Source organism: Aerococcus sp. 1KP-2016 (assembly GCF_002252085.1).
GTDB lineage: Bacteria > Bacillota > Bacilli > Lactobacillales > Aerococcaceae > Aerococcus.
This window is the reverse complement of record NZ_NEEY01000002.1, coordinates 71,657-92,300: the sequence shown is the minus strand read 5'-3', so window position 1 is coordinate 92,300 and position 20,644 is coordinate 71,657. Positions and strand designations below refer to the sequence as shown.

Sequence of the window (20,644 nt, the reverse complement as noted above, 5' to 3'; positions counted from 1 at the left end):
TGCAAGAATGAATAGGAGGACCTATGTTTTTATATTATATTTTAATCGCAATTATTGTGGGCATTGACCAATTCGTAAAAAATTGGACGGTAGCTAATTTAAACTTACTAGAAGCAAAGGAAGTAATTCCAGGATTGCTATCATTATTCTACTTACAAAATGATGGTGCTGCCTGGGGGATTTTCTCTGGTCAAATGTGGTTATTTTACCTGATAACTTTAGTGGTAGTAGGTGTATTATTTTACATGTTGCATAAAGAAGGGAAAGATTCACGTTTGCTATCTATCGGTTTGTCCTTCATGATAGGTGGGGCGCTAGGCAACTTCATTGACCGCCTACATTTATCATATGTAGTGGATATGTTTAAACTAGATTTTATCAATTTCCCAATCTTCAATGTTGCCGACGTGGCCTTAACGATTGGTGTTATTATAATGCTGATTTATATGTTGGTAACACCCGAAGAAAAGATGAAAACTGATAACAAATAAACGATATAAGCAAAAAGAAGAGGTGATGTCATTTTGACAGAAACAAATGAAATGAAGTTTGAATTTGATTTTCAAGCAGATGAAAGTGTACGAGTTGACCAATTTGTAACCGAAAAATTTACGAGAGAAAGTCGTACGACCATCAAAAAATGGATCAAAGATAAATTGGTAACAGTAAATGGTAAGGTTGCTAAAGCATCATTACCTTTGGTTAAAGGGGACAAAGTGGTTGTCCAAAAACCAGATTTGGTTGACGAAGCAGACTTTATTCCAGACCCAGAAAAAATGGATTTGGATATTGTGTTTGAGGATGAGCATATTTTAGTGGTAAATAAACCAGTAAACCTAGTTGTACATCCGTCAGTAAATCATCGTACCCATACTTTGGTAAATGGCTTGTTATACCATGTGCAAAAAAATGGATCACAACTTGCTATTGGCCGGGAATCCTATCGTCCGGGTATCGTACATCGTTTAGATAAAGATACAACAGGGCTTTTAGTAGTGGCTAAGTCACAAGTTGCGCTTGAAAAATTAATTGAACAAGTCGCAAATCACGAAATGAAACGTATTTATTCTGGCTTAGTTTATGGTGAAATTTTTGAAGCTGGCGGAACTGTAAATGTGCCAATTCGCCGTCATGAAAAAGATCGTTTAAAATTTGAAGCGAATGAAAATGGCCGTCATGCTGTGACACATTTTTCTGTGAAACATCGTTACGTTGGCTATACCTTGGTCAATTTCCAATTAGAAACAGGTAGAACGCATCAAATTCGGGTACATGCCCAATTTATGGGGCATCCAATTGTAGATGATCAGTTATATGCACGTCAGTATAAAGAACGCTTTTTTGATGATGAAGGGCAATTATTACATGCACATCATTTAGAATTGACACACCCAGTTACCGGTGAACATATGGCATTTGATGCACCAATTCCTGAACATTTCCAAGCCGTTTTAGATGACCTCATCTGGAAACGTGCGTAATTTTTCGGAAAAGTTTTGCAAAAAAGGCTATACTTTAGTAAAATCAATTCTTGTAAGCGTATGAGAGGAGTGTAGATATTAATGAGTACAGGAGCTTGGATTCTGATTGTAATCGTCGCAGCTATTCTAGGTGCGGTCGGTGGATTCTTCATTGCACGTAAATATATGGTGAACTATTTTGAAGAAAACCCACCAATTTCTGACGACATGATTCGTTCAATGATGTTGTCTATGGGACAAAAACCATCTGAAAAACGTGTTCGTCAAATTACACAATCAATGAAAAAATCATCTAGAAAATCTAAATAATTAGTAACAAAGTTAGCTTATGTTACTAAATAAGGAATAGCCTCCGTAAAGAATCATTTTTACGGAGGCTGTTTACGTGTAATCTATCAAAATGAGAGGGTTTATTTTCGCATTTAGCAACAATTTGTTACATAATAAATAGGCTATGTGCAAATAGGAGGGAAGAAATGTTTTCAATATTTAAAAAATTGGGTTGGTTTTTCAGATTACGCTGGAAAAGTTATGCCTTTGGTGTTGTAGCTTTAATTGCCTGTTCAATTTTGTCAGCGATTACCCCTAAAATTGTAGGGAATATGGTTGATCAAATTGCACGAGGAACATTAACTTGGCAATTATTGATTACACAAACAGGCTTGATTTTATTATTTGCTTTAATGATGTATGCCTTACGCTACGGTTGGCGAACAGCTATATTTGGCAATTCAACATTGTTAGAATCTATTTTACGAAATCGATTATTTAATCATTTCACAAAAATGGATGCAAGTTTTTATCATACATATCGAACGGGTGATTTGATGGCGCATGCGACGAATGACTTAGCAGCCTTGCGATTCGTTGCCGGGGGAGGTATTTTAACCCTGACAGATTCAATTTCAATTTCAATCGTTACTTTGTTCTCAATGACTTTCTTAATCGATTGGCAATTAACCTTAGTCACAATTTTGCCGTTTCCTTTATTAATTATCGCTGCGAGTGTATTAGGTAAGATAATTAATACACGTTTTCGTAAATCCTTAGAGGCATTTTCAGGTATGAATGATGAAGTGCAAGAAAATGTGGCAGGGATGAAAGTGATCAAAACGTTTGGAGAAGAAGAAGAATACTATCAAGACTTCGTAAAAAAAACAGACGAAGTAGTCGAAAAGAATAGACAAGTATATGTAGCGGATGCTGCATATTCACCCGTCATTGAAATTATTGTTGGTTTCGCATACGTGCTGACTATTTTCTTTGGTACCTATTTCATTCAAACGGGACGGATCACAATCGGTGATTTGATTGCCTATATTTCATACCTATCCATGATGGTTTGGCCTTTAATTGCTGTTGGACATTTGGTGAATACCTTGGAACGTGGGAATGCATCATGGGACCGTGTGAAAGAGTTGTTAGATGAAACCGCGGCTATTGTTGAGGTTGATCAAGCCATTACGGAACCAATTCACGGTGATATCCATTTTGATATAAAATCTTTTGCATATCCAGATGATAACCAAGTCAAATTGTTCGATGTTGCCTTTGATGTAAAGGCTGGAAATATGTTGGGTGTAGTTGGTCGAACTGGCTCAAGTAAAACAACCATCTTCAAATTATTGCTTCGAGATTATGACCAATATGATGGTGTCATTAGCTATGATGGTAAAGATATTAAAGATTTCTCTTTACTGACCTTATCCAATGCTTTTGGCTATGTGCCTCAAACGAATTTCCTTTTCTCAAATACAATCATTGAAAATATTCGCTTTGGTAATCCTTCACTTTCAGATGAAGAGGTTTATTATTATGCAAAAATAGCAGATATCCACGATGATATTATGGCATTCCCTGAGGGCTATCAGACAGAGGTCGGTGAACGAGGCGTTTCACTATCTGGTGGTCAAAAACAACGGATTGCAATCGCACGTGCCTTAGCTGTTGATCCGGAATATTTAATTTTAGATGATTCTTTATCGGCAGTAGATGCACAGACTGAAGAAACGATTTTAAATAATTTGCGCCAAGCACGAGCAAATAAGACGACAATTGTTGCTGCACAAAGATTGTCTTCAGTGATGAATGCAGAAGAAATTATCGTCATGGATAAGGGGAAAATAGTTGAACGTGGTCGTCATCATGAATTAGTTGTAATGGATGGATGGTATGCCCATACCTACAATCAACAACAACTACAAAAGAAAATAATAGAGGGAGGTGACGTAGATGGAAATGAATAATAAAACAAAATTTTCTTTGTCTGAACAAGGACAGATTTTTAAAAGTATTATGACTTTTGCTAAACCATATTGGAAGGAATTTGCCTTTGCCTTTGTGGCAACAGCCATTGTTTCATCTATCGCTGCCTATCTACCTGTTGTGCTTCAAAGATATATTGATGACGTGCTAAGTACAGATTCTGCAACATTGCTAATTACTTTTAGAGTAGCGCTTTTATATTTGAGTTTAACTATTGTAAAGGCAATCACATATTATTGTAGGGATTATGTTTTTAAATTAGCTTCAGAGAAAACCGTCGCCCATATGCGAAATACTGTTTATCATAAGGTAGTTCACTTAGGTATGCGGTATTTTGATCAAACACCAAATGGATCAGTAGTATCTCGAGTAACCAATGATACTGAGACAATTAAAGAGTTCTGGCAAGTTTTCTTGGCGTTCTTTGATGGCTTATTGAATATCATGACAATTACTATCGCTATGTATTCTTTAAATGCGAGATTAGCTACTATATTTATTTGTTTTATTCCAATTATGATGTTGCTGATATACATTTATCAACGACAATCCACTTATATTTATGGCCGTATGCGCGCTGCCTTATCTTCTTTGAATGCTAAATTGTCAGAATCGATTACAGGTATGTCAATTATTCAAAATTTTGGCCAAGAAAAACGTGTGATGGCAGAATTTGATGAAGTGAACCAACGTTATGTTGTGGCTCGAAATGCCATGTTCAAAATGAATGCCTTGTTATTGATGCCAGCGATTAACGTCCTTGAAGCAATTGCGTTAGTCATTGTTTTGTACATTTTTGGTTTCCAGAATCTACAAGGTATGGTAATCGATATTGGTATCTTGTACGCTTTTACATCATATGCAACTTCATTCTTCCAACCAATGGGACAAATGATGGATTCCTTATCCATTTTCCAAGATGGTATGGTTTCTGGTGCTCGAATTAATGCTTTATTAAATAATCCAGAAATGGCACCAAGTTCTAGTGAAAATGCTGAAGGTCGTGTAACAGAAGGTCATATTGAAATTAAAGATTTATCTTTTTCATATGACGATAAGAAACAGGTTTTACATGATATCAATTTAGACATTAAACCTGGTCAAACAGTTGCCTTTGTTGGGCAAACAGGTTCAGGTAAGTCATCCATTATTAATGTATTAATGCGTTTCTACGAATTCAATCGTGGTCAAATTTATATTGATGGAAAATCAATCAAAGATATGCCAATTGAACAATTGCGTCAAGATATTGGCTTAGTCCTTCAAGATTCCTTCATGTTCTATGGCGATATTGCACAAAATATACGTTTACATGGTGACTACTCCGACGATTTAGTTGGATTAGCTGCAAAATTTGTAAAAGCTGATGATTTCATTGAAAGTTTAGAAGATGGCTACCATGCCAAGGTGATCGAAGGGGGAGCGGCTTTTTCAACAGGGCAAAAGCAATTACTTTCGTTTGCACGAACTATCTTGCGCGAACCTAAAATCCTAATTTTAGATGAAGCTACTGCTAATATCGACACAGAAACTGAGCAAAAGATTCAAACTGGTTTAGCAAATATGCGATTAGGGCGGACAACCATTATCATTGCACACAGATTATCTACGATTAAGGATGCAGATCAAATAGTGGTCTTGAAACAAGGACGTATTATTGAACAAGGTAACCATGAGAGCTTGATTGAAAAGGGCGGTACATACTATAATATGTATCAACTGCAAACATATTCAGAATCACATCAAGAATTAGATGAAGGGGAAATCGATGCTTTATAAGACTTTACTCGGTATCATTGCGTTTATTATTCGCGTAGTGAATGGTCCAACGCATTATGAATACGATGAGGACTTCGATCCAAATAAATCTTACGTGGTTATTGGCCCTCACCGTTCGTTATTAGACCCAATTTTTGTAGCAATGGCATTACGACCAACACAAATCGCATTTATTGCGAAGAAAGAATTACTAGCCAATAAATTTTTAACCTGGTTTTTCACGAACATCAATATTATTCCAGTGGACCGTGATAATCCAGGTCCATCAACTATTAAAGATGCAGTACGTACACTGAAAGAAGGGAACAAGTATGTGGGGATTTTCCCAACAGGTTCTCGCTATTCAGACGAAATCAAACCTGGCGCTGTATCTATTGCCAATATGGGCAAAGTAGAACTTTTACCAGTTAATTACCAAGGTCCAATCGACATTAAGGGGATATTTTCTTGGAAAAAAGAACATCGTGCAAAAGTTCGGGTAGGAAAACCAATTCAATTGCCAGATGTGAAACGACTTTCTGAAACAGATACTAAGGCGGTTCATCAGGCAATGCAAGATGCTTTTAATGAAAATGATCGAATCTTAGACCCAGGTTATCATTATGATATGGCAGTAGCGATTGCTAAACGTGATGCGAAAAAAGCAAAAAAGAATCAGTAGTATCTGATTAAAACGTATGAGAAAGAGGAGCTTTATGCAAACGAATTTTTGGAAACGTGTTGGCTTACAAACAATCGATAATATCAAATTATACTTTGCTGCGGAATTAAAACTCCTTATTTTTACAATTTTGATACATGGATTAGCCTTTTGGTCTTTACACATTACAAACGCTTGGTTAATAGCCGTAGGGATTAGTTTAGTGGCACTTTTACCCGTTGTGGGTGCAGGCATCGTCTTTATTCCTTGGATTTTAATCGAGTGGTTACAAGGCGATGTTCAATTGGGTTGGTGGCTATTTGCACTATACATTGGTGTAGAGATTGCTAAAGAAATTATCCAACCAGTTTTAATTGGAAAAGATTTAAAAATCCCATTCTGGTTACCTATCGTCGTAACTATGCTAGCAACAATGATATTCAATCTTTTTGGTGTTATCGTTGCTAGCATCATTATCCCATTTATCGCTGCCTACCAACAAGTAAAAGCAGCAGATAAACTGCAAGATAATGATAAAATTTAATTTTAACTAATGAAGCCTTTTAGCAAAGACCAAAATATTTGGTGGATGCTAAAGGCTTTTTTGGTGGGGTGTCTAGGAGCTTTTATGACAGGTCACAGTTTCAGCATATGTGCTTGTATCTAATCGTCCATTAATATATGAATTTTTTCATAAGTTTGATATAATAAATTAATTAAGTAGCAACTGATTCAGAATTTTGGGGTGTATGATATGAAGTGGAGTATTCCAAGTAAGATAATCGAGCAAGGACGCGCTTTGGTGAGAGAAAACCGAGTGTTAAAAGTGGTGCCTGATGAGGAAAACACTGTTTGGCGTTCAGAAGTGCTTGATGATGACACTTATACCGTCATCTTAGATGGAACTGCTAAAGAAGAAGACGTCTGTCAATGTCAGGTATTCCAAAAGAAAGGTTACTGTGAACATACGGTAGCAGTAGAATTATTTTTACGAGAATTTGGTATGACGCGCGTTTTCAAATTTAATGAAGAATTAAAACGATATCCAGAAGTCGATGAAGATGCTGAATTACAAGTCAATGAAGTGATTGAAGGCTATTTAAATCTTCGTCAAGTAACGAAAGTGATTAAGAGAATGCCTCGTTCTAGCAAGGTTAAAGTCACTTTTGAAATTAACTTTGACGAAATTCGACCTTATATCATTTCATACGAAGATATTGCCTATTTGCGCATCCGTGTAGGGGTTAATAATTTGTATTACGTGACTGACCTTGATAAGTTCTTCCTAGCGGTTAGCCAACAAGCATTATACATTTTGCCAAACCGTGATCGAGAAGAAGTTTGGCTGTCACCATCTACGTTGAGTGACGAAACATATGCATATTTACTAGCTTTGGCAAAGGCATATCATTTGCGCAACAATTGGTTAATGATGGTTATGAATGCGCCTGAGAATAAGAAAAACAGTCAGCGTTTTTATTTATCTGGCCAAATGTTTAATCAATTGAAAGCTTTATATTTAGGTGAGAGTCGTTTAGATATTCGTTTCAAAATGGAAAATGGTGCTGTGAAACCACAATTTTCTAAAGACAAAGCGCTTATTTTTACCATGACAAAGGAAAATGAGTTATACACCATCGCTTGGGACCAAGATGCTAACTGGTTAGCCAATTATGGTCTTGTCTTACAAGATGAAACCTTCTATGAGACATCTACAGATCCAGCTTATTATGAAGATTTACATTATCTGCAAGGCTTCTTTGCTGAGAATGATTACAAAATTTCATTACCACAAGAAGAAATGGCTTATTTCATTAGTTTATTTGGTCATTTCTTAACACAATTTAGTGAGTTAGAAAACTTGAATAGCTTCTTCGATTTAATTCAAGAGGATTTACAAGTGCAAATTACATTAGATGTTGAAGGCACTAGTTTAATGATTACCCCTGAATACGCGTATGGGGATTATTTAATTTCAGATGATGCCGAGCGTCAGGTATTACCAGATGAGGAATTTGTGCTAGTTAGGGATTTCTCACAAGAAGTTTCTGTCGAAAATACGTTGAAATCAATTGGCTTTGCACCACACAAAGGATCCTTTGTCCAAAAATTTGATAATTTGACCGATGTAATGTCAAACTTAGAAAACTTCGCCCATTTGTTTGCGGGTCAATGGCAGCTACAATATGGTCGTTTTGTAAGAAGTGTTTATGACAATAAAGTAAACGCTACGGTAAAAATGACGCCAAGTGATGGTAGCCGCTTCCTAGCTGTGGATTTTGAAATGTCAGACGTGGAGCCTGTCGAAATTAACCGTATTTTGAATGCTATCATGGAAAACGAATCTTATATCCGTTTACGCGATGGCCGAATCATTGATGTGCAAAACACAATGGACGAAGATCAAAAGAAAATGCTACAACAAATTCAAAACGCCAATAATGATTGGGAAAATGGTGACGTGGTACCTATCTTCCAAACCCTACGTTTCCAAACCTTAGTGGACGGGAATGAAGTTTTTGAAGAATTCTATGACGATATCGTACATGCTAAAGATAAACCTTTTACACCATCACCTAATCTAAAAGCAACCCTATCTGATTATCAAGAAACGGCTGTGAAGTGGTTCCGTGGCTTAGCTAAATATCAATTGGGTGGTTTACTAGCCGATGAAATGGGGCTTGGTAAAACAGTTCAGACGATTTCATTTATTATTGATTACATCGAGAATAACCCACATGAAAAATCACTTGTACTTGCACCAGCCTCTGTTCTCTATAACTGGGCACATGAGTTTCAACGCTTCACACCGTCAGTAAAAGTGGCCGTTGTTGACGGTACAATCGAAGAACGAGAACTAATTCGTAACGATAATACTGTAGATGTGTGGTTAACTTCATATCAATCATATCGAAATGACCAAGAAGCCTATCAAAAAGTGAATTTAGATATTTTGGTATTAGATGAAGCGCAAGCTATCAAAAATGATAATACAATTCTATACCGTTCTGTGAAAAAACAGGTTGCTAGTATGCGTATTGGACTGTCAGGTACACCGATGGAAAATAATTTAAATGAATTCTGGTCGTTAATGCAAATTATCGTTCCCGGTTTATTGCCAAATAAACATGAATTCCAAAAATTGTCTGTAGGGGAAATTGCAAGAATTGCCAGTCCATTTGTACTAAGACGTACTAAGAACGATGTCGCATTGCAATTACCAAGTAAGACGGTTACTGATCGCTTTGGTGTCTTGGACCCAGAACAAAAAAATATCTATCTTGCTTACTTGAAGAAAATTCAAGATCAACTCAACAACGATTCATCAAATGCAGGTCAAATGCATATGGAATTGTTAGCTGGCATTACGCGCCTTCGTCAAATTTGTTGTCATCCACGATTGGTGAAGCATGATTACAAAGGTCTTTCAGGAAAATTTGAATACTTCAAAGTCATGTTAAAACGAGCCCTAGAAGCTAATCGTAAAATTCTAATCTTCTCTCAATTTACGTCAATGCTAGATCTTATGGCGGAGTACCTTGCTGAGGAAGGCATTGATTACTACATGATGACAGGACAAACAAATAAAAAAGTTCGTCAAAACCAAGTAGATGAATTTAACGAAGGTAGCAAGTCAGTCTTCTTAATCTCATTACGAGCTGGTGGAGTGGGGATTAACCTTACTGGTGCGGATACCATTTTCCTTTATGATTTATGGTGGAATCCAGCAGTTGAAGCACAGGCAATTGGTCGTGCGCACCGTATCGGTCAAGAGAACGATGTTGAAGTTGTTCGCTTTATTACCGAGGGTACAATTGAGCAAAGAATTGCTGAACTACAGGAAGAAAAACGTTACTTATTTGAACAATTGTTTGATGATGCGGGCGATGCCGGCCGTCAAAACTTAAGCCTAGATGATTTGAAGTACATCTTGGGCGTTTCACAGGCATTATAAGCAGCAAAAAGGTTGGGCAGATATGCTCAACCTTTTTGTATGAATAGAAAAAAATATGAGCTGGATGTATTGAATTACTTTTGTCACACGCTACAAAAAATAATGCTTGTAAAGACAGTAAAAAGGTGGTAATATGTCATAGTGTCATTTGACACATATTTCACACTTTGTGAATGGAATCGCGTGGTGCTAGGATTTCTAGTGGCGAGTCTTTGAAGCAGAGGCGGAAAAATTTAAAAACCAAATGGAGGAATTCACATGCCAGTTATTAGCATGAAACAATTATTAGAAGCTGGTGTTCATTTCGGACATCAAACACGTCGTTGGAACCCTAAAATGGATAAATACATCTTTACAGAACGTAATGGTATTTACATCATTGACTTACAAAAAACTGTTAAATTAGTTGACCAAGCATACAACGCTATGCGTGAATTAGCTAGTGGAGACGGTATCGCATTATTCGTAGGTACTAAAAAACAAGCACAAGATTCAATCGCTGACGAAGCAACTCGTGCAGGTCAATACTACGTTAATCACCGTTGGTTAGGTGGTACTTTAACTAACTGGGAAACAATCCAAAAACGTATCAAACATTTAAAACATATTAAAGAAATGGAAGTTGACGGTACTTTTGACGTTCTTCCTAAAAAAGAAGTTGTAGGCTTATTAAAAGAAAAAGAACGTCTAGAAAAATTCTTAGGCGGTATCGAAGATATGCCTCGCATCCCAGATGTTATGTTTGTTGTTGACCCTCGCAAAGAAAAAATTGCGATCCAAGAAGCACACAAATTAAACATCCCAGTTATCGCTATGGTTGATACTAACTGTGACCCTGATGAAGTAGATTTCGTTATTCCTTCAAACGATGACGCAATCCGTGCAATCAAATTGATCACTGGTGGTATGGCTGAAGCAATTCTTGAAGCAAAACAAGGTTCTCAAGAAGCTCCTGAAGCAGAAGTAACTGCTGAAGACTTCAAAGGTGACGAAGTTTTAGACGAGGTTGCTGAATAAGCATTGCTATAGTTGAAGACATCTTCAATTAGTAGTAGAATAAATACAGTAGATGGCTGTCTGATTAAGTTTGTCTAAGCTATATTTGGCTTTCCTTCTTAGTTTAGATGGCCTTTTTTGAAAGAATGCATGCATTAGGAGGAAGAATTTAAATGGCAATTACTGCAAAACAAGTTAAAGAATTACGCGACCGTACAGGTGTAGGTATGATGGACGCTAAAAAAGCGTTAGTAGAAACTGATGGTGATATGGAAAAAGCCGTAGATTTCCTACGTGAAAAAGGTATCTCTAAAGCAGCTAAAAAAGCTGATCGTATCGCAGCAGAAGGTTTAACTAAAGCTGTTGTTCGCGGAAACGAAGCTGTAATTGTAGAAATTAACTCTGAAACTGACTTCGTTGCTCGTAACGAACAATTCATTAACTTAATTGATACAGTTGCTTTTGCGTTAATCGACCAAAAACCTGCTACAGTTGAAGCTGCATTAACAGATGTAACTATCGAAGGTAAAGACTTAGATACATACATCAAAGAAAAAGCTGCAATCATCGGAGAAAAAATCTCTTTACGTCGCTTTGAAGTAGTTTCTAAAACTGATAGCCAAGAATTTGGTACATATTCTCACCAAGGTGGACGTATTTCAGTTTTAACTTTAATTGAAGGTAATAACCCAGAATTCGCTGGCATGGTAGCTATGCACATCGGTGGTATGAAACCTCAATACCTAAACGAAGATGCAGTACCAGCTGAAGTTTACGAACATGAAAAAGCTGTTCTAACTGAACAATCATTAAATGAAGGTAAACCAGCTGCAATCGTTGAAAAAATGATTACTGGTCGTTTACGTAAATTCTTCGCAGAAATCTGCTTAGTAGATCAAAAATACTTATTAGATGACAGCAAAACTGTTGCAGAAGTTGCAAAAGAAAACAATGCTGAAGTTAAAGGTTTCTTCCGTTATGAAGTCGGCGAAGGTATTGAAAAACGCCAAAACGACTTTGCTAGTGAAGTAGCTTCACAAATGGGTAAATAATCAAAAAACATCCCGAAATAACACTTTTTTGAATTTACTCAGTAAGAAGAAGTAATTTAGTGGGAATTTAAAAAGGTTGGGAAAGGTTTCTTTCTCAACCTTTTTAGTAAGGAGAACAAAATGACTCAACCTAAATATAAACGTATTGTTTTAAAACTTTCAGGTGAAGCTTTATCTGGAAACAATGGCTTTGGTATTGATCCAGAAACAATGAAAGGTATTGCTAAAGAAATCAAAGAGGTACATCGCTTAGGTGTCCAAATTTCTATCGTTGTAGGTGGCGGTAACATCTGGCGCGGTAAAACTGGTGAAGAGATGGGCATGGAACGCGCACAGGCAGACTACATGGGTATGCTTGCAACTATCATGAATGCATTAGGCTTACAAGATGTGTTAGAAAACATTGGTGTACCAACACGTGTTCAAACATCAATTGAAATGCGCCAAATTGCAGAACCATATATCCGTCGTCGTGCAGAACGTCATTTGGAAAAAGGTCGTGTGGTTATTTTTGCTGGTGGTACTGGTAACCCATACTTCTCAACAGATACAACGGCTTCATTACGTGCAGCAGAAATTAATGCTGATGTTATCTTAATGGCTAAGAATGGCGTTGACGGGGTTTATAATGATGATCCTCGTAAGAACGCAGAAGCTGTTAAATATGAAAAATTATCACATTTAGATGTAATCAACCAAAACTTGCAAGTTATGGATACAACTGCTTCATCATTAAGCATGGATAACGATATTCCATTAGTAGTCTTCAACTTAAATGAAGAAGGAAATATTCGTCGCGTAGTGCTAGGTGAAGAAATCGGTACCACAATCGAAGGGTAAGGGAGTTAGAAAAATGGCTATTGATACTTTATTAAAAGACACTAAAGATCGTATGCATAAATCTGAAGAAGCATTTTCTCGTACATTAGGCCGCATCCGTGCAGGTGTTGCGAATGCATCTTTATTAGATGGTATTACTGTTGAATACTACGGTGTGCCAACTGACTTACGTCAATTAGCAACAGTCACTATTCCAGAAGCAAGAATGTTACAAATTTCGCCATATGATAAATCATCATTGAACGATATTGATCGCGCATTACAACAATCAGATTTAGGTATTCCACCTACAAATGATGGTACTGTAATCCGTTTAATTATTCCTGCTTTAACACAAGAGCGTCGTAAAGAGTTAACCAAAACAGTTGGTAAAGACTTAGAAGATGCAAAAATTGCTATTCGTAACATCCGTCGTGACGCGATTGATGAGCGAAAAAAGCTGAAAAGAATAAAGAAATCACTGAAGATGATGTTCGTACATACGAAAGTGATATTCAAGATTTAACAAACGCTTCAATTAAAAATGTTGAAGCACTTGCAGCTGAAAAAGAAAAAGAAATCATGAACGTTTAATCGTTCAACGATTTCATTATCCAGACATAGTAAAAGCCCCTGAGACAATATTGAGTCTCAGGGGCTTTTTTGCATGCTTGCGGTGAATATGGCATTTACTAATCATAATTTTTAGATAAACGAATTTGGAAACGTACCCCTTGAGGAGATAGGTCATGGACACTAATTTGTCCTTGATGGGCTTCGATAATTTGTTTGGCAATCGCTAAACCCAAACCATATCCTCCGGTATCACTAGCTCGCGAATGATCGTCCCGGTAGAACCGTTCAAATATCCTTTCTTTATCATCATCAGTGATATTGGCACCAGTATTTTCTACTTCAATGTACCAATGTTTATTGGTCGTGCGTGAAGAGATATGGATTCGATCACCAGACTCAGTATATTTTAGGGCATTATCTAGAAGGATAATCACAACTTGGCGTAATTTTTTTTTGGTCGATTTTCACAATTGCCCTTGCGTCATTGCTAGTGGTTAAAGTTTTATCGGCAACTTTTGCTAATTCAAAAAAATGGCTTGGTGACTTCATTTATAAATGGTCCTATGTCAGTCAATGCCAGGTCTAGGGTTTGTTCATTGGCATCACTTCTAGCGATTGTCAGCAAATCTGTTGTTAACCCTGTAAGCCTACGTGTTTCATTTAAGGCTTGTGCGATATTTTCAGATTCATCAATAACAGTGTGATTTGGATGGGTAAACATATTCTCAAGACTATTTTGAATAATCGTCAATGGTGTCCGCAATTCATGAGAAGCATTTTCGACAAAAGCCTGTTGTTTGCGCCAGGCTTTCAGAATAGGTTTCATATTTTGTTGGGTCAGATAATAGGAAATAGCAATGGAAACTAACCAGAAGGAGACGAGGGATAAGATTAAAATGCGTTTAAAATTGCTGGTTGCGGATTCTATTTGGTTGGTATTCGCAAGTACAGTAACATAGCTTACCCCATTTGTATTGCCAGGTGCCTCAATCGTAATAGTTTGAAAATTTAAAATAGGTGAATTTCCGAAACATACAGGCAATGTAACATCGATTTCAAAACAAATAGAAGATGAAATCACTTGGTTATTCAAACAAAATAAAAATCTTCAACCTAAAGTGCTTATTGCTTATGACCGCGTATCGCTTTTTGATAAAGAAGACGGCGAATTTCGTGTAACCTTTGACCAAAACATTCGTTATCGTAATGATCACCTGGCATTAGTTCAGGGTGATGTCGGAGAACTAGTTGCACCAGGTTTGGGGATCTTAATGGAAGTGAAGGCACTAGGCGCCTATCCATTATGGTTCGTGGCATTGCTCGATAAATACCAAATCCGTAAATCAAGTTTCTCAAAATACGCCGAAACCTACGAACGTCACTTATTCAAACAGGAGGAAATCACACATGTTCACTAGTCTTTTTTCAGGAGATACTACCAATTTAGTTTTTAGCGATTTATTAGTTACAGCAATCACTTCCATGGTTTTAGGTATTCTGGTAGCCATTGTCTATATGTACAAAAATACCTACACTAAAAACTTTGTGATTACCTTAGCCGTTCAACCAATCTTAGTACAAACCGTCATTATGTTGGTAAATGGAAACTTGGGAACAGGGGTAGCCATCTTAGGTGCCTTCTCCCTAATTCGATTCCGATCAGTTCCAGGTGGATCCCGTGAAATTGCCTCTGTTTTTGGGCAATGGGTGTAGGATTAGCAACAGGTATGGGCTATGTGACTTATGTTTTTGTCTTCTCAGTTTTAGTCGCTATTTTTATACTAGCCCTATATACTTTACCGTTCGGTGAACATGTGAAAACAGCTGAGCGTGAGCTAAAAGTAACCATACCTGAAGACCTAGACTATCCAGATTTATTTGATGATATTTTTGAAAAATATACACAATCAGCCTCATTAGACAATGTTCGAACGACAACAATGGGTAGTTTATACGAGTTACGATACAAACTAATCTTAAAAGATATTACACAAGAAAAAGCTTTGATTGATGAAATCCGTGTTCGTAACGGGAATCTTCCAGTCATTTTAGGCAAAGTCGCAACAGCCGCTGATCAATTATAAATATCTCTTAAAGGAGCAAATAATATGAATATACATAAACAAACAGGAAAATTATTGATGCCAATTTTGGTATCAGGTCTCTTGCTAGGTGCTTGTAGTCAAGTTGCTGAAAGCCAAGCATCGACAAGTACATCCACTTCAAGTGAAACGACAGCTGCCAGTGCAAGTTCTGCAACGGATACCAGCAGTGATACAACTACTTCAAATTATGGCACGTATGAAGAAGAGGATTTAGAAACCACTTACGATGAATCAGAAGCAGTGACAATCACCTTATCAGATGATGGTACAGAAGCCAGTGATGGTGTAACCGTCGATGACTCAACCGTAACGATTAAGCAGGCTGGTACATATGTTATCAATGGTTCACTTACTGATGGTCAATTACAAGTTTCTGTGGGTGCAGAAGATAAAGTTCATATTATTTTAAATGGTGTGACAATCAATAATAATGACGGAGCGGCTATTAATATTACAGAAGGTGAAAAAGTAATCACAACCCTGGCATCCGGAACAGTCAATACGTTAACCGATGGCTCAAATTATACATTAGCAACTGATGAAACAGAACCAGATGCAACATTCTACTCCAAAGCAGATTTAGTCATCAATGGAGACGGGAAATTGGTGATTGAGGGTAACTATTCAAACGGTATTCGTTCAAAAGATGATTTAATACTAGTTTCGGGTGAATATGATATTACAGCAGTGAACAATGGTATTAAGGCCAAAGATAATTTATCAATTTTAGATGGTACATTCACGGTTACAACTAGTGAAGGTGACGGTTTACAAGCAGATAATGAAGACGAAGCGGATTTAGGTAATATCTATATAGATGGGGGTACGTATACAATAAACACTGGCCGCGATGGGTTACAAGCTGTTAGCAATTTAATGGTTCAAAATGCTGATATGACAATCACAACAGCTGATGGTGCAAATTCAACTTCGATTGATACTGCGGAATCATATAAAGGCTTGAAAGCTATAAGTGCAATTGAAATTGCTTCCGGTAATATCACGATAGATTCAGCTGACGATGCTATTAATACAAATGGAACGGTTAGCGTGTTAGGTGGAACAATAGATTCAGCTGACGATGCTATTAATACAAATGGAACGGTTAGCGTGTTAGGTGGAACAATTACAGCAACATCTGGTGATGATGGTATGCACGCAGATACCAACCTTAGCATTGCAGGCGGTACGATAGATATTCAACAATCTTATGAAGGGTTAGAATCTTCAATCATCGATATTGCAGGTGGTGAAATCAATGTTGTAGCAAGCGATGACGGCTTAAATGCAGGTGGTGGATCAGATACCGAAACGACTACAGGAACCTTTGGCGCAGATAGCTTTGGCGGTGGTCAAATGGGTGGCGGCATGGAAGCTGATGAATCCAAGGAATTGAACATTAGTGGTGGTAGCTTAATTGTAGACGCAGAAGGTGATGGACTTGATTCAAATGGTACCATTACCATGACAGATGGGTTAGTCATTGTAAATGGTACAACAAGCGGGGGTAATGGTTCATTAGATTATGGTTCATCATTTGACTTAAGTGGTGGTACGTTGATTGCAACAGGTACCTCAGATATGGCTAAAAATGCATCAACATCTACGCAAACTTCGGTTGGTATCACCTATGATACAGAACAAGAAGCAAACACATTAGTGAGTCTAGTGGACGGAGATGGTAATACAGTATTCTCATTTAGTCCAACAAAAACCTATAGCCATATTGTCATTTCAACAGCTGATTTAGCAACAGGAGATTACACATTAATATCAGGTGGTACGAATGACGGAACAGAAGCAAATGGCTACTATACAGATGGTAGTGTAAGTGGTGGTACAGAATTAGCGACCTTAAGTATTACTGATACTATTACCAACTTAACTTCAACAGGTGAAACGGCCACTGCCACAGGCATGATGGGTGGTGGCGCACCTCAATTTTAATTAATAAATAATCGATCAATTTCTACGTGACAGCAGGCTTGACCACCTGCTGTTTTTTGTCGTTTTCATTAATATGCACGTTAGCAACATGAATATTATCCTAAGAACAGGGGATTAGTATAGGTTTTTGCCCTTATTTTTGTTACAATTATTGAGAATGATAAATGGAGGTTCGAAATGGTAGAAGAACGAAAATATGATCCATCTTTACCTGTACCTAAACATGTAGCTGTCATAATGGATGGCAATGGGCGTTGGGCTCAAGAACGTGGGTTAAAACGTACTGATGGACATTCAGAGGGCTTGAAAGCCTTAAAACGTGTTGTGATTGCGGCACATAAAATGGGGATTAAAGTATTAACTGCTTATGCTTTTTCAACTGAAAATTGGAAACGCCCACTATCTGAAGTCAATTATTTGATGAGTTTACCCAAAGTATTAAACGATGAGATTTTACCGGATTTAATTGAAAATAATGTACAAGTTCGCCTTAGTGGTTCTTTTGACCAAGTACCAATGGGCACCAAAAAGTATATCCAAAATGCAATGGATCAAACAAAACATAATACAGGTTTGATTTTAAATATTGCGTTCAACTATGGGTCACGTGACGAAATCACTAAGGGTGTGCGGGAAATTGCGCAAGCGGTTGTCGATGGTGAATTGCGGGTGAAGGATATCAACGAAGATACGATTTCAAATCACTTATATACAGCCCAACTAGGTGAGTTTGCAGATCCAGATTTGATGATTCGTTCAAGTGGTGAGGTTCGACTATCTAACTATTTATTATGGCAATTGGCCTATAGTGAAATGATTTTTACCGATACGAAATGGCCAGATTTTGATGAAGCAGTCATGCAAGCATGTATCGGCGAATTCCAACATCGGAATCGTCGTTTTGGAAAAATAGACGTATAACAGAAAGAGGGATTTTTATGACACAAAGAGTGATCACAGCCGTTGTGGCGCTATCAGTTTTCATCCCCCTTTTATTAATTGGTGGACACCCATTTGATTTAATGATCGCAATCATTGCTGTGATTGCTTTTCGTGAAATTTTGCAGATGGCTCATATTCCATTCTTTTCTTGGCAAGGGATTGTGGGTGTATTGACAATGGCATTTCAATTATTGCCATCATACTATCTTGCACTATTTCCTCAAGATATAGATTTTATGACCTTGTATTTTGCGGGTGTGGCGATTTTGTTAATGATAATGGTTTTTAAACCAGAAACCTTGAACTTTGAAAAGGTTGGTATTATCAGCCTGGCCGCAGTCTATGTCGGACGGGGTTTCCATTTATTAATTGAAACGCGCATTTTAGGTTTGTTACCAGTACTGTATATCTTGTTGATTATCTGGGGTAATGATACCTTTGCTTATCTGGTTGGCCGTCGAATTGGGCGTACGCCACTAGCACCTAAAATTTCACCCAACAAAACGATTGAAGGTTCAGTAGGGGGCATTGTCGGCGCTTTTGTTTGCACAAGTATTGTGTTATACTTCAGCAACCCATTTGGCCTATCTATATTTGATAACGTCGTTTTAGCTATTGTATTAGGTTTAACCGGACAATTAGGTGATTTGGTTGAATCAGCTATTAAACGCCACTATCAAGTAAAAGATTCCGGTAATATTATGCCGGGACATGGTGGTTTCTTAGATAGATTTGATAGCCTATTATTAGTATTACCAATTTTTTATTTCCTCATTCCATTTTTAAGCAATTAGATAGGAGTAGCACATGACAAGTATCATCGCTTTCATACTTATTTTTTCAATTATTGTTATTGTCCATGAATTTGGTCATTATTATTTTGCAAAAAAAGCGGGCATCCTGGTGCGCGAATTCTCAATAGGTATGGGTCCAAAAATTTACCATTATGAAGCCGAAGAAACAACCTACACACTACGAATACTACCAATTGGTGGATACGTGCGTATGGCTGGTTTAGAAGAAATGGCCGATACCATCACTAAAGGTATGCAAGTTGTTATTGAACAAAATGAAGCTGGTATCGTACAAACAATTTCTCTTGAAAATGAGGGACAAAATTTTAATGGCTTACCACTTGAAGTATGGGAAGCAGATTTAGAAAATGAAATGTTCATTGAGGGAATTCCTTATGGCGGTTCTGATCGCGTGCGATATAGTGTATCGAAACAAGCAAATATTGTTGAATCAGATGGCACTATCGTTAAGGTAGCACCAAGAGAGCGCCAATTCCAATCTGCGACAATTTGGCAAAGACTATTGGTGAATTTCGCAGGTCCAATGAATAATTTTATTTTAGGCATTCTTGCTTTTATCCTGCTTGCATTCATGCAAGGTGGTGTTTGGTCGAACGAGCCTATTATCGGTGAAATTCAAGCAAATAGTATTGCACAAGTAGCTGGCTTACAAACTGGTGATGAAATTGTTTCAATTAATGGTGAAGCAATAGATTCCTTTGCAGAGTTACAAACAACGATTCAAAGTAACCCGGATACAGCACTAACTTTTGAAGTGAATCGTGATGGTGCCACTGAAGAAATTACGTTAACGCCAAAAGCAACAACGTTAGAATCTGGTGAAACGGTTGGTTTAATTGGTGTTCAACGATCCCAAGATACATCATTTTTCGCTAAAATTGCTTATGGTTTTACCACTACTTGGTCGATGATGACAGGTATTTTCTCAGTAATTGCGGGCATGTTTAAAACTGGCTTTGATATCAACAATTTTGGTGGTCCAGTATACATGTACCAAGCAACTTCAGAGGTGGTATCCTTTGGTTTAGTTGGCATTGTTTCATGGTTAGCATCATTGAGCATTAACTTAGGAATTGTCAACTTGTTACCAGTACCAGCCCTTGATGGAGGTAAAATAGTCCTTAATCTGGTAGAATTGGTGCGAGGCAAACCATTACAAGCAAAAACGGAAGGTATGATTAATATCGTTGGTGCAGTCTTAGTATTAATTTTAATGATTGCAGTGACGTGGAATGACATCATACGCATGTTTGGCTAGTGTAGCGTTATATT

Annotated in this window: 17 protein-coding genes and 3 pseudogenes; 18 read left to right on the top strand and 2 right to left on the bottom strand. The window is 37.3% G+C overall.

Annotated elements, in window-relative coordinates; genetic code table 11:
* Positions 1 to 23: 23 nt before the first annotated feature.
* From lspA to frr, 12 genes and pseudogenes are all read left to right on the top strand, one after another.
* Positions 24 to 491, top strand: a complete 468-nt coding sequence (gene lspA / locus B9P78_RS01050; RefSeq protein WP_094517744.1) for a signal peptidase II — start codon at positions 24 to 26, stop codon at positions 489 to 491.
* A gap of 33 nt (positions 492 to 524) precedes the next feature.
* Positions 525 to 1,481, top strand: a complete 957-nt coding sequence (locus B9P78_RS01045; protein ID WP_233487630.1) for an RluA family pseudouridine synthase — start codon at positions 525 to 527, stop codon at positions 1,479 to 1,481.
* A gap of 81 nt (positions 1,482 to 1,562) precedes the next feature.
* Positions 1,563 to 1,790, top strand: a complete 228-nt coding sequence (locus B9P78_RS01040) for a YneF family protein (protein ID WP_094517743.1) — start codon at positions 1,563 to 1,565, stop codon at positions 1,788 to 1,790.
* A gap of 167 nt (positions 1,791 to 1,957) precedes the next feature.
* Entirely contained in the window at positions 1,958 to 3,727 is a 1,770-nt protein-coding gene (locus B9P78_RS01035) for an ABC transporter ATP-binding protein (protein WP_094517742.1), read from the top strand.
* Entirely contained in the window at positions 3,714 to 5,525 is a 1,812-nt protein-coding gene (locus B9P78_RS01030; protein WP_094517741.1) for an ABC transporter ATP-binding protein, read from the top strand. Before B9P78_RS01035 ends, B9P78_RS01030 begins: the two co-directional genes overlap by 14 nt.
* Entirely contained in the window at positions 5,515 to 6,186 is a 672-nt protein-coding gene (locus B9P78_RS01025; protein WP_233487629.1) for a 1-acyl-sn-glycerol-3-phosphate acyltransferase, read from the top strand. The genes B9P78_RS01030 and B9P78_RS01025 overlap by 11 nt, the downstream gene beginning before the upstream one ends.
* A 34-nt stretch (positions 6,187 to 6,220) precedes the next feature.
* A complete protein-coding gene (locus B9P78_RS01020) occupies positions 6,221 to 6,709 on the top strand; it encodes an AI-2E family transporter (protein ID WP_094517739.1) in 489 nt (162 codons plus the stop codon).
* A gap of 210 nt (positions 6,710 to 6,919) precedes the next feature.
* Positions 6,920 to 10,120, top strand: a complete 3,201-nt coding sequence (locus B9P78_RS01015) for an SNF2-related protein (protein WP_094517738.1) — start codon at positions 6,920 to 6,922, stop codon at positions 10,118 to 10,120.
* Between the two features lie 258 nt (positions 10,121 to 10,378).
* Positions 10,379 to 11,137 carry a 30S ribosomal protein S2 gene (gene rpsB / locus B9P78_RS01010; RefSeq protein WP_094517737.1) on the top strand — a complete coding sequence of 253 codons (759 nt, stop codon included), beginning with the start codon at positions 10,379 to 10,381 and terminating at the stop codon, positions 11,135 to 11,137.
* Between the two features lie 152 nt (positions 11,138 to 11,289).
* Positions 11,290 to 12,168, top strand: coding sequence for a translation elongation factor Ts (gene tsf, locus B9P78_RS01005; RefSeq protein ID WP_094517736.1), 879 nt, complete (start codon positions 11,290 to 11,292; stop codon positions 12,166 to 12,168).
* Between the two features lie 120 nt (positions 12,169 to 12,288).
* Positions 12,289 to 13,008: a UMP kinase gene (pyrH, locus tag B9P78_RS01000; RefSeq protein ID WP_094517735.1), complete on the top strand. Its 720-nt coding sequence runs from the start codon at positions 12,289 to 12,291 to the stop codon at positions 13,006 to 13,008.
* A 94-nt stretch (positions 13,009 to 13,102) separates the two neighbouring features.
* A pseudogene (gene frr, locus B9P78_RS00995) lies at positions 13,103 to 13,581 on the top strand (ribosome recycling factor).
* Positions 13,582 to 13,679: 98 nt separating this feature from the next.
* Here frr and B9P78_RS09925 read toward each other — a convergent pair.
* Positions 13,680 to 13,997 (bottom strand): cell wall metabolism sensor histidine kinase WalK, encoded by a 318-nt coding sequence (locus B9P78_RS09925; RefSeq protein ID WP_233487628.1) that lies wholly within the window; start codon positions 13,995 to 13,997, stop codon positions 13,680 to 13,682.
* An 89-nt stretch (positions 13,998 to 14,086) separates the two neighbouring features.
* On the bottom strand, positions 14,087 to 14,389 hold the full coding sequence (locus tag B9P78_RS09920) for a cell wall metabolism sensor histidine kinase WalK (protein ID WP_233487635.1): 303 nt from the start codon (positions 14,387 to 14,389) through the stop codon (positions 14,087 to 14,089).
* Between the two features lie 235 nt (positions 14,390 to 14,624).
* Here B9P78_RS09920 and B9P78_RS00985 point away from each other — a divergent pair.
* From B9P78_RS00985 to rseP, 6 genes and pseudogenes are all read left to right on the top strand, one after another.
* A pseudogene (locus B9P78_RS00985) lies at positions 14,625 to 14,981 on the top strand (VTC domain-containing protein); the annotation flags it as partial.
* Positions 14,971 to 15,647: pseudogene (locus B9P78_RS00980) on the top strand (DUF4956 domain-containing protein). The pseudogenes B9P78_RS00985 and B9P78_RS00980, both read left to right, overlap by 11 nt.
* Positions 15,648 to 15,671: 24 nt before the next feature.
* Complete coding sequence (locus B9P78_RS00975) at positions 15,672 to 17,615, top strand: carbohydrate-binding domain-containing protein (RefSeq protein WP_094517733.1); 1,944 nt, start codon at positions 15,672 to 15,674, stop codon at positions 17,613 to 17,615.
* Between the two features lie 177 nt (positions 17,616 to 17,792).
* Positions 17,793 to 18,536 carry an isoprenyl transferase gene (locus tag B9P78_RS00970; RefSeq protein WP_094517732.1) on the top strand — a complete coding sequence of 248 codons (744 nt, stop codon included), beginning with the start codon at positions 17,793 to 17,795 and terminating at the stop codon, positions 18,534 to 18,536.
* A gap of 17 nt (positions 18,537 to 18,553) precedes the next feature.
* The gene (locus tag B9P78_RS00965) at positions 18,554 to 19,351 is read left to right on the top strand and encodes a phosphatidate cytidylyltransferase (protein WP_094517731.1); all 798 of its coding nucleotides are present in this window, start codon (positions 18,554 to 18,556) and stop codon (positions 19,349 to 19,351) included.
* 13 nt (positions 19,352 to 19,364) lie between these two features.
* Positions 19,365 to 20,630, top strand: a complete 1,266-nt coding sequence (gene rseP / locus B9P78_RS00960; protein ID WP_094517730.1) for an RIP metalloprotease RseP — start codon at positions 19,365 to 19,367, stop codon at positions 20,628 to 20,630.
* Positions 20,631 to 20,644: the final 14 nt, after the last annotated feature.

Coding starts and splice junctions, on each gene's coding strand:
- rseP (WP_094517730.1), top strand. CDS start 19,365: ATGACAAGTATCATCGCTTTCATACTTATTTTTTCAATTATTGTTATT.
- B9P78_RS01040 (WP_094517743.1), top strand. CDS start 1,563: ATGAGTACAGGAGCTTGGATTCTGATTGTAATCGTCGCAGCTATTCTA.
- rpsB (WP_094517737.1), top strand. CDS start 10,379: ATGCCAGTTATTAGCATGAAACAATTATTAGAAGCTGGTGTTCATTTC.
- B9P78_RS01030 (WP_094517741.1), top strand. CDS start 3,714: ATGGAAATGAATAATAAAACAAAATTTTCTTTGTCTGAACAAGGACAG.
- lspA (WP_094517744.1), top strand. CDS start 24: ATGTTTTTATATTATATTTTAATCGCAATTATTGTGGGCATTGACCAA.
- B9P78_RS01015 (WP_094517738.1), top strand. CDS start 6,920: ATGAAGTGGAGTATTCCAAGTAAGATAATCGAGCAAGGACGCGCTTTG.
- B9P78_RS01035 (WP_094517742.1), top strand. CDS start 1,958: ATGTTTTCAATATTTAAAAAATTGGGTTGGTTTTTCAGATTACGCTGG.
- B9P78_RS00965 (WP_094517731.1), top strand. CDS start 18,554: ATGACACAAAGAGTGATCACAGCCGTTGTGGCGCTATCAGTTTTCATC.
- B9P78_RS01020 (WP_094517739.1), top strand. CDS start 6,221: ATGCAAACGAATTTTTGGAAACGTGTTGGCTTACAAACAATCGATAAT.
- tsf (WP_094517736.1), top strand. CDS start 11,290: ATGGCAATTACTGCAAAACAAGTTAAAGAATTACGCGACCGTACAGGT.
- B9P78_RS00975 (WP_094517733.1), top strand. CDS start 15,672: ATGAATATACATAAACAAACAGGAAAATTATTGATGCCAATTTTGGTA.
- B9P78_RS00970 (WP_094517732.1), top strand. CDS start 17,793: ATGGTAGAAGAACGAAAATATGATCCATCTTTACCTGTACCTAAACAT.
- pyrH (WP_094517735.1), top strand. CDS start 12,289: ATGACTCAACCTAAATATAAACGTATTGTTTTAAAACTTTCAGGTGAA.
- B9P78_RS09920 (WP_233487635.1), bottom strand. CDS start 14,389: ATGAAACCTATTCTGAAAGCCTGGCGCAAACAACAGGCTTTTGTCGAA.
- B9P78_RS01025 (WP_233487629.1), top strand. CDS start 5,515: ATGCTTTATAAGACTTTACTCGGTATCATTGCGTTTATTATTCGCGTA.